1 protein-coding gene is annotated in these 241 nt (G+C 46.5%); it reads right to left on the minus strand.

Annotated elements, in window-relative coordinates:
* Positions 1 to 3: 3 nt before the first annotated feature.
* A partial coding sequence (gene accB / locus IEX97_RS13340; protein ID WP_188883561.1) for an acetyl-CoA carboxylase biotin carboxyl carrier protein occupies positions 4 to 241 on the minus strand: 238 nt, incomplete at its 5' end.

Consider the following 241-nt stretch of genomic DNA (forward strand, 5'->3'; position numbering starts at 1 on the left):
CCCTTATTCAATGGTAAATAGAGGCTGGTCAAATTCTACTGGCTCACCGTTGGCAACATGAATAGCCGTGATCACACCAGCTCGATCGGCTTCGATTTCATTGAACATCTTCATCGCTTCAATAATGCAAAGTGTGTCGCCCGCTTTTACTGATTGGCCAAGGGTAACAAAAGGTGCTGCATCTGGGGAGGGTGAGGTATACATAGTTCCTACCATAGGCGAGCGTACTTTGTGTCCTTTT

The sequence above is a fragment of the Paenalicyclobacillus cellulosilyticus genome (genome assembly GCF_014647315.1).
GTDB lineage: Bacteria > Bacillota > Bacilli > Alicyclobacillales > Alicyclobacillaceae > Alicyclobacillus_J > Alicyclobacillus_J cellulosilyticus.